The sequence below is a fragment of the Ohtaekwangia sp. genome (assembly GCF_036786105.1).
Lineage (GTDB): Bacteria > Bacteroidota > Bacteroidia > Cytophagales > Cyclobacteriaceae > Ohtaekwangia.
Genome location: NZ_DAIQRQ010000043.1, coordinates 24,671 through 34,307, shown reverse-complemented (window position 1 = coordinate 34,307; position 9,637 = coordinate 24,671). Strand labels below are relative to the sequence as shown.

The window sequence follows — 9,637 nt, the reverse complement described above, 5'->3', positions numbered from 1 at the left end:
AACATTGAACATTGAACATTGAACTTTAAACATTGAACTCTAAACTAAACTTTCAAACTCTGCACTTCAACTTCGCGCAGTAATCGCTGTATTTCCGGTTTGCAGCTTCCGCAGCCCATGCCTGCACCGGATGTCTGGCAAAGCTCGGGCAGCGACTTGCATCCGCCATCGATGAGCTTGCGCAGATTTCCTTCGCCTACCTGGTTGCAGGAGCACACAAGTTTGCCCATCATCGGTTCAGCTTTTTTGCCGGAGCGTAACAACTGTAATCTTCGTTCTGAAAGCTCTACCTGACTTTCTATCAGCATTTTGAAATCGGCAAACTCGGATTTATCTCCTACAAGCACAGCGCCTACAAGCTTATCGTCTTTTATGATACACTTCTTATAGTAGCGCATGGACTTGTCGATGAAAAGAATTTCATCGTAACCTTCACTGTTCACGGGCGCCTCTGCTATACCAATGGAACAAAGATCGAAGTGCGAGAACTTCAAAATGTTCATTGGCACAGAACCTTCATAGGTACTCTGCACGTCACCGTTGAGGTAACGTGCCAGCACATCGGCCTGTTGTTCGGCAGCCGAAGTTATACCGAGTAATTTTCCACGGTGTTCGGCAATTTCCCCCATGGCAAATATAGCGGGGTCGTTGCTTTGCATGTAGTCGTTCACAAGAATGCCGCGCGCACTTTCAATACCGGCCTCGGTAGCAAATTCAATATTCGGTCTTGTACCTACAGCATATACTACAGCATCTACGTGCACCGTCTTTCCGCTCTTGAATGAAGCGGCCAATTGTCCGGTGGTGGTCATTGATTGCTCTACACTTTCTACCTGGTCGTTGAGATATACCTGTATATCCAGCTCTTCTACAAACTCAAGCAGCAACTGCCCGGAAAGATTATCCAGCTGGCGTTCCATTAACCGGCCACTCAGTTGCAGGATGGATATATTTACATTCATTTCGCGCAGTGATGCCGCCAGCTCCAGGCCCAGCAAACCACCACCAATGATGAGTACATGCCCATCGGGTTTCAAAAATTTCTTTAAATCATCGGCATCCTTTCGCATGCGCATGGTAAATACACCCGGCAAATGTACCGGTGCTTCCTTGGGCACAAACGCGCGGCTGCCGGTAGCCAGTATCAGTTTATCGTACGTATGTCGCCTGCCATATTTATCCACCACAAATTGCTGGGCGCGGTTGATCATGACAACCTCGTTTTCGTGATGCAGTGTCACGTTCAGTTCTTCAAACTCACCGGACTTGAATTTCTGCAGTCGCTCCCACGACAAGGTATCATTCACATACTCGGGCAACAACACGCGGTTATAGAATGGATCTTTCTCTTTTGAGAATACATGAAGCTCGTCCTGCTGGTTGAGTGCGCGGTAACTTTGCAGGAAGCGATACGCAGCGGCACCTGCTCCTACCACAATAATCTTCTCCACCGGCTTTTCATACTTGCGTACTTCCACTGCGGCAAACTTGAAATCAGGTTCTTTCGAAACCGGATCAACCAAAGTGCTGGTAAGATTATTGGCGCGGCCGAGATCTTTCTGCAAGATTTTTCCCCAGTGCATCGGCATAAACACAACACCTCTCTTAATGTCGTCTGTAACTTTAGCACTTACCCGTACCGATCCGCGGGCGTTATCAACCTCTACGATATCGCCATCGTGTATACCACGCAGCATGGCGTCATGCGGGTGTATCTCTACAAAAGGCTTATCAATGTGCTGACGAAGTTTATTTACTTTACCTGTCTTCGTCATGGTATGCCATTGATCGCGTATGCGCCCGGTGTTCAGAATGAGTGGCAAGTCATTCGTAACGGGTTCTGATGTATTCTGCGGACTATCGAGTGCATGAAACTTCGCTTTGCGCGAAGGTGTAAAAAACTGATGATCGCTGAATAGTCTGGGCGTACCGTTGTGACCTCGCTGCGGCACCGGCCATTGTGCTGTTCCGTGTTCTTTCAGGTATTGATACGTCAGCCCGCTGATGTCGAGGTTCGTGCCCTTCGTTAGTCGTGCATGCTCTTCAAATATTTCATCGTATGAAGTATAGTTGAAACCATGAAAGCCCATCTCGTGGGCAAAGCGACAGAGTATCTCTACATCCGGTAACGCTTCTCCCGGAGCATCAACTACTTTGTTCAGGTAGCTGATTCTTCGCTCGGAGTTTGTCATCGTGCCTTCTTTCTCAAAATGCCCTGCAGCCGGCAAGATCAGATCAGCAAACTCCAGCGTGTCTGATTTACGCGATATATCCTGTACTACTACAAAGCGTGCATTCTTCAAGGCAGCTTCCACGCGTCTTGCATCCGGCAAACTTACCAGTGGGTTGGTACAAATGATCCAGATCGCTTTGAGATCACCGCGTTCGAGTGCTTCGACCATTTCTGTTGCTGTAAGGCCCGGCTTCCCGGATATAGCAGGCACGCCCCAGAACTTTGCAACTTCTTCGCGATGCGCAGGATTAGCATACGACCGATGCGCGGCCAGCATGGTAGCCAGTCCACCTACTTCACGACCTCCCATAGCATTGGGTTGGCCCGTAAGCGAAAATGGTCCGGAGCCCGGCTTCCCGATATGACCGGTAATGAGGTTGAGGCTGATCAGTGCTATATTTTTATTGACACCAATTGCGCTCTGGTTCAAACCCATCGCCCACAAGGTAAGAAAGCCTTTGGAAGCCCCTATATATTCGGCCGCTTTGCGAATATCATTTACGGGCACATCACAGTTCAATGCAGCTTCTTCCACGGTATATTGAAAAACAGATGCCCTGTATTTCTCAAAGTCCTCTGTATGGTGTGCTATAAATTCATAGTCAATTTCACCATTCTCAATAAGTATGCGCGCAATGGCATTATAGAGATATACATCCGTGCCCGGCATAATCTGCAAATGTAAATCGGCCATGGCGCACGTTTGTGTTTTGCGCGGATCAACCACGATGAGCTTTACACCCGGGTTGGCCTGCTTGTGTGCTTCTATTCTTCTGAATAAAATCGGATGACACCACGCGGGGTTTGCTCCGGTAATCAGGAAGCAATCTGCCAGCTCTATATCTTCGTAAGCTACAGGAACGGAATCTTCACCCAGCGTTTTGGCATAGCCGGCAACGGCGCTGCTCATGCACAAGCGTGAATTGGTGTCAATGTTATTGGTGCCCAGAAAACCTTTTACCAGTTTATTGGCGATATAGTATTCTTCGGTGAGACACTGACCAGAAACGTAAAAACCTACGGAGTCTGGTCCATAGGTTTGCATGATGGATTTGAAAACCGCAGCCGTTCGTTTCATCGCCTGATCCCAGGAGACACGCTGGTACGGGTGGTTCCGGCTATAGCGCATCTCCGGGTAAAGTAATCGGTCACTCTTGTCCTGCATCGCATAGTGAAGGTTCATCCCTTTTGAACAAAGCATGCCTTTGTTTACCGGGTGATCTTTATCACCTTCTACTACAATTTTTCCCTTGCGGTCTTTCTTCACCACAATACCACACCCTACACCACAATAGGAACAGGTTGTTTTAAAACTTTCTTCAGTTCGTCTGGTCACAGTTGAAAAATTTTAAATACGTATGCACATGCACTCCGAGTACACCAATCACCCATCAGGCTGCTTTTTCTTTGAAGAAATCTTTTTCATCGATCTCTACTTTGTCCATCAACAGATTCAGCAGGCGCTCGCGGATTACTTTATACTCTTCCAGGTTTACAATTTCCTTTTTATTACGCGGTCGCGGCAGGTGTACTTCTTCGATCTCGCGGATCGTGGCCGCCGGGCCGTTGTTCATTACTACAATACGATCGGAGAGAAATATAGCTTCCTCTATATCGTGCGTTACCATCACAATGGTTTTACTGCGTTGTGTAAGGTTCCACATCTTGAGCAGTTCAATGTGGAGTGAACCTTTGGTAAGTGCATCGAGCGCACCGAAAGGCTCATCCAGCAGAAGTACATCCGGGTCTATTGCAAAGGCACGTGCTATAGCGGTGCGCTGCTTCATACCTCCTGATATTTGCTTAGGATATTTCTCGCGATGTTCCCACAGGTTTACCATGCGCAGGTATTTCTCTACCAGCGCACGTTTCTCGTCCTTCTTGTGCGATGTCAGCGCTGCATCTACTGCCTGGTATATATTTTCCTCCACGGTAAGCCATGGCAGCAGCGAGTAATTTTGGAATACTATACCGCGATCCGGTCCCGGGCCTTTGATCTGCTGGTTGTTCAGCATCACTTTTCCTTTGGTCGGGAAAGTCATACCGCTGATCGCATTGAGTATCGTTGATTTGCCACAGCCGGAGTGCCCAATAATGGATACGATCTCACCTTTAGCGATATCGAGGTTTATATCTTTTACTGCTACAAATTTTCCCTTCGGAGTGTTAAAGGCGATTTCGATATTCTGAATAGAAAGATATGCATTCATGTTGATGATTCTCTTAGGTTATACACTATACGTTACACGCTTCTCAATCCAGGAGAATACTTTATCGAGTAGTAACCCGACGATACCAATGATCAGAATAGCGGAGATTACCTTCTCAAGGCTCAACGCGTTCCAGCTATCCCACACAAAGAAACCAATCCCTATACCTCCTGATAACATTTCGCCGGCTACAATTACCAGCCAGGCAACACCAATACTCAGGCGCAGGCCTGTAATGATGTGTGGCAGGCTATAGGGCAGCAATACCTTCGTCAGATACTTCCACCGTGAAAATCCGAATGCTTTTGCTACGTTCTTATGGTCATCCGGCAGAGATGCTACACCGAATGCCGTGTTAATCAATGTAGGCCACAGTGATGTAATGAAGATGATAAAGATGGTTGCTTTACTGGCCGACTCAAATGCTACAAGCCCGATTGGAAACCACGCCAGGGGTGATACAGGTTTCAATACCTGCACAATGGGATAAAACATTTTCTTACAGAAGTTACTCGCACCGATCAGCAGTCCGGCTGGTATGGCGACCAGCGCACCCAGCGCAAAGCCGGAGAACACGCGTACGATTGAACTGCCCAATTGCAATCCTATACCTTTGTCATTCGGTCCATAGTCATAGAAAGGATCTTTAATCAGCTCCCACAATACAGCAAAGGTTGCTACCGGTGTGGGCAGGGCACCCTTCGTCACCAGACTCACGATATACCAGATGCCAACGAGTATACCTACACCCAGTATATTGAACAAAAGACCTTTCGCGAAAGCGATCAGCTTTTGCAAAATAAAGGTCCCTGCATCGCCACCGCCCGCAAATCTGTCGCGGGTAGATGAAAGTGTTATGGCTATTGCTTTTCTCATGTATTCTGTTTTTAACCGGTCTCTTCCAAAAAAGAGACCGGTATATTTATCATTTTACTTTTTAGCAAGTTTCAGGTAATCGTCCGGTTTGTTCGGATCGAATGTTACTTTATCGAGCGTCAGCGTAAACGGCTTCATGTCATCTGCCGGTATCTTTACATTCAGGCTCTTCGCTACTTCGAGGTATAAATCCTGCATGATGAGTTTATCTGCGATCGCTTTATAGTCGGGTGCTGCCTGCAGGTACTCGAAACGAACATACTGCGTCATAAACCAGATGCCATACGATTTGCGCGGGTAGTTGGTATCGCCATTGCGATGGAACAGCATATAGTCATCGGTATATATTTGTGTGCCCTGATCGCATCCGAGATTATAATCACCCATGAGGCGCGCTTCGATTACATCGGCAGGTGCATTTACATATTGAGGTTTACCAATGATAGCAGCAGCCTTCTTCCGGTTACCGCGATTGTCCAGCCACTTGCATGCTTCCAGTACTGCTTTCATCACCTTCTTCAAGTCTTCTGTGCGTGTTTCGCTGAAAGCCTTATTTACTACAAGTGCTTTCTCAGGATGATGCTTCCAGATATCTTGTGTAGTGATCTCCGTAAAGCCTATATTTTGTTTGGTTGCTAATCCGTTCCACGGTTCGCCTACACAATAGCCATCCATGTTACCTACTTTCATGTTGGCAACCATTTGTGGCGGTGGTATTGTTATAATTCTGGAAGTTTTCTGATTTACCCCTGCCGCCGCCAGCCAATAGCGGAGCCATATATCATGCGTTCCACCGGGAAATGTCATAGCAAAGGTTACCTCTTTATCCGCCTTGAGCTTGGCTGCTACTACTGACGCTACTTTGTTGGTTTGACGGAAGCCTACTTTGCCGCAGAAATCATTGGAGAGAGTAATGGCCTGGCCGTTGTTGTTGAGGATCATTGCGATTTTCATTTCCGAACCAGCCTTTCCACCTACGCCGGTATATACTGAGAACGGCATACTGAACAAGCAGTGTGCTCCATCCAGTTCGCCTGTCAGTATTTTATCACGAACGTTGGCCCATGAAGCTTCTTTGCTTACTTCTACTTTTAGTCCGTACTTCTCGAACAAGCCAAGTTCTTTCGCCATTACTATAGGGGCGCAATCCGTTAAGGGTATAAATCCCAGGCGGATAACGTCATCGTGGCCACTGCCTTCGCCGCTGTTAACAGGCATAGCGGATGTCAGCATCAGCAGTGCTACCGGTAGCAGCAGTGCGGTATATATTCGTTTTATATAGTTAGTCATGGATCTTCAGTATTTAGTTTTTGAAAGTAAATTCAGGTTTGATGGAGATCATCAGGTAAGCCCAGTCAGAGAAATCAGCCGCACGGCTTACATTCTTCACTTTGGCAGATGCCATGGTGCTGGTAGAGAACATCGTAGAGTAACCACCTTCAATGTTCACCGCTTTGGTCATGGCATAGTTAAATACAAAGTCGATCTCCGTACCCAAGGCCTTCTTCATGGTTGTACCATCTTTGTTAACAACAGCCGATGGCAACACAAAACGGTGACCATCCAATGACATTGTAAAGTTATCCTTCAGTTTATATTTAGCTTTCAGGTAATAATCGATAAGACCATTCGATCCAAATCCATCTGCTACGTAGAAGTAATCCATATAGCCCCAGAACTTGTGAGGTGTTCCGTAAAGCGGATCAAAGCGTTGATATTTTTTGGTAGGATCTGAGCCGTTGTTACCGGAAGTAATGTCTACACCCGGGCCAATGCTCAGTTTTCTGCCGGCCGCATACTGCGTTGATACCGAGAAGAAGTATTCATTCAGCGAAGTGCCTTCTCTATATTTTCCGCCCTGGTAAAATGCACTGATAGCGAAGCCCAGCTTGCGTTTGGCAGTGCCAAACATGTTGGCACCTACTGTATAGCGGCTCCATACACCACTCTCATAGATAGGAGTTTTCTTTTCGGTATCCGTTGCAGCAAAATGGAATTTGCTGAAATCGTCCTTGAATAAGAGAACGGATGTATTACCAAAATAATGTTTTCTTGCCAGGTATAGGAACTGCATGGATTTATACATCGCACCCATACCATTGGTGCTTGCCGTGTAGGCAGTAGGCACACCGTTGTATATAGTGTTTGACTTGCGTTCTGCATTTTGATTATAGGCAGCACCCAGGTGCGCAGTCCAGCCGTTGTGATCAAACTTCAACAATGCCGCATCATGCCTTCTGGCTTGTTGCAACCAGTCGAGGTTACCAAGCAGGCGCACATCATCGTATACCAGTTCCTGGCGACCAACCTTCAATGTAAAATTCTTGATTACTTTGCCTGTGTCTACCAGACTTATTTCTGCCCAGGCTTCGTGCAACATAAAGCCATCATTGGCATCTGTCGTAACACGATTTATAGAAGAAGCATCCTGGCCCCACACGCGAACATCCTGCACAGATGCATATAGTTTAAAACGATAACCGGAATAACCGAAGTTGAGGCGCGTGCGTTGTGATGTAAATACAGCACGCGCTGTATCTTTTACCTGCAATGTACCTTGTCCGTTGCGAAGTTCTGTACGTGTTCGCAACTGGCCCGATACGGTGAATTGTGCAAATGCCTGCTGCAGGCCTGCGAGGCAAAAAAGCACGAGTAAAATTGGTAAGTAATTTTTCTTATCCATAAATTTGATGGTTTAGTAGTAACTAAATACTAGTCCCCCGGAAGAATGTCGCAGTTCATAAAGGGGACTTTTTCATTTCAGCCGCTGCTACCTGGTAACAGCGCTGTGATATTGTGATGTCTCTATTAGGTTATATATAGTATATAGGATGAGTTGAGTGGTTATGCTGCCTGTAATTCTTGTTCGGCAAGAGCCCCGGTCTGATCGACCGCTTCGTTTTTCTTTATCGTACCTGCTATCAGTGAGATTACTGATACACCAATCACGGCTATACCAATGGTAAACAAACTATCGCGATACGAAACTTCGTTGGATGTAAAGAGTAAACCTGCCAGCACTGCACCCACATTTCCTCCAGCACCTACTATACCTGACACAGCACCAATCGCTTTCTTATTGATAAAGGGCACTACAGAATAAGTAGCACCGTTAGACATTTTCAGGAAGAGCGCAAATAACAACATCGTTGCTATAGCCCATGGCAATACCTCTATGGTAGAGAAGAGCATAATCCCTAAACCTTCCAGCATCAGAAACGCACCGAGTATAAGTATGCGTCCTTTCAATCCGAATTTCTTCCCGGCTTTATCGCCAAATATACCTCCCAGGGCGCGTGCAAAGAGGTTCATCATGCCGAATGTACCGGCAATGATACCGGCTTCTTTCAATCCGAGTTTGAAGTTATCCACAAAATATAGTGTTGCTATATTATCGATTGTGATCTCTATACCAAAGCATGCACCATACGCGAGAAACAACATCCATACGCGATAATCTCTGCAAGCTGTGAGAAAGCTTCCTTTCTCATCGCCTTTCCTGGCCTTATACTGCGCATCTTTTTTACGCAGATCAGACAAATTACCTTCGGGTGTATCTTGCGTGAAGAAATAGTATACAAAGCCCATAATGAACAACGCAGCACCGGGCACTACCATGCTATATCTCCACGCGGATGCATCTATATATCCGGCACCAACAAATGCAGCAAAGATCAGCGGCATTACCATCAGCGTAACGCCTCCGCCCATGTTGCCCCAACCGGCTACTGTGGCGTTTGCTGTGCCCACTATATTAGGAGCAAACATAACCGATGTGTGATATTGCGTGATGACGAACGATGCACCAATCACACCAATCGCAAGGCGGAAAAGTAGAAAGGATTCATAACTGTTGCTAAGCCCGATCAACATTACAGGAAGGGAGCCAAAAATCAGCAGAACAGTGTAGCATATACGCGGCCCGATTTTATCGCACAACCAACCGAACAACAAACGCGCAAAGATGGTAATAGAAACAGACGCAATAATAATGTTGCCAACCTGTGCTTGTGTAAGTGCCAGGTCTTTACGAACAATGGGCATGAGCGGTGCAATGCCAAACCACCCGAAGAAACAAAGAAAGAAAGTCATCCACGTAAGGTGGAAAGCCCGCATCGAGGGCGATTTGAAGTCAAGCAGGTTTATTTTGGTGGCCTTGCCGGCAAGTGTTGGTTGCTCCATGTTTTACGTATTATTTACGTATTAAACTTACGTAAAACGGGTGTAACTTACGTAATATTTACGTAAATAAATTTATGAAATGGATTGATTTACGTAAAACAACGTTTGCATCATGCGTGTTTTATCGTATAAAATG

6 protein-coding genes are annotated in these 9,637 nt (G+C 46.4%); all 6 read right to left on the bottom strand.

Translation table 11 applies throughout. From position 1 onward, the window contains the following. Positions 1–44: 44 nt before the first annotated feature. Complete coding sequence (locus tag V7Q33_RS16405) at positions 45–3,569, bottom strand: molybdopterin-dependent oxidoreductase (protein WP_333820515.1); 3,525 nt, start codon at positions 3,567–3,569, stop codon at positions 45–47. Between the two features lie 55 nt (positions 3,570–3,624). After that, entirely contained in the window at positions 3,625–4,443 is an 819-nt protein-coding gene (locus V7Q33_RS16400) for an ABC transporter ATP-binding protein (protein ID WP_333820514.1), read from the bottom strand. 18 nt (positions 4,444–4,461) lie between these two features. Beyond that, positions 4,462–5,319: a nitrate ABC transporter permease gene (gene ntrB, locus V7Q33_RS16395; protein WP_333820513.1), complete on the bottom strand. Its 858-nt coding sequence runs from the start codon at positions 5,317–5,319 to the stop codon at positions 4,462–4,464. Positions 5,320–5,373: 54 nt separating this feature from the next. Then, positions 5,374–6,609, bottom strand: a complete 1,236-nt coding sequence (locus tag V7Q33_RS16390) for a CmpA/NrtA family ABC transporter substrate-binding protein (protein ID WP_331977854.1) — start codon at positions 6,607–6,609, stop codon at positions 5,374–5,376. A gap of 13 nt (positions 6,610–6,622) precedes the next feature. Then, positions 6,623–8,002 carry an alginate export family protein gene (locus tag V7Q33_RS16385; RefSeq protein ID WP_333820512.1) on the bottom strand — a complete coding sequence of 460 codons (1,380 nt, stop codon included), beginning with the start codon at positions 8,000–8,002 and terminating at the stop codon, positions 6,623–6,625. A gap of 161 nt (positions 8,003–8,163) precedes the next feature. Next, positions 8,164–9,501 (bottom strand): MFS transporter, encoded by a 1,338-nt coding sequence (locus tag V7Q33_RS16380; RefSeq protein ID WP_333820511.1) that lies wholly within the window; start codon positions 9,499–9,501, stop codon positions 8,164–8,166. Positions 9,502–9,637: the final 136 nt, after the last annotated feature.

Excerpts from the sequence above, each read along its gene's own strand:
- ntrB (WP_333820513.1), bottom strand. The coding sequence starts at position 5,319 with ATGAGAAAAGCAATAGCCATAACACTTTCATCTACCCGCGACAGATTT.
- V7Q33_RS16385 (WP_333820512.1), bottom strand. The coding sequence starts at position 8,002 with ATGGATAAGAAAAATTACTTACCAATTTTACTCGTGCTTTTTTGCCTC.
- V7Q33_RS16380 (WP_333820511.1), bottom strand. The coding sequence starts at position 9,501 with ATGGAGCAACCAACACTTGCCGGCAAGGCCACCAAAATAAACCTGCTT.
- V7Q33_RS16400 (WP_333820514.1), bottom strand. The coding sequence starts at position 4,443 with ATGAATGCATATCTTTCTATTCAGAATATCGAAATCGCCTTTAACACT.
- V7Q33_RS16390 (WP_331977854.1), bottom strand. The coding sequence starts at position 6,609 with ATGACTAACTATATAAAACGAATATATACCGCACTGCTGCTACCGGTA.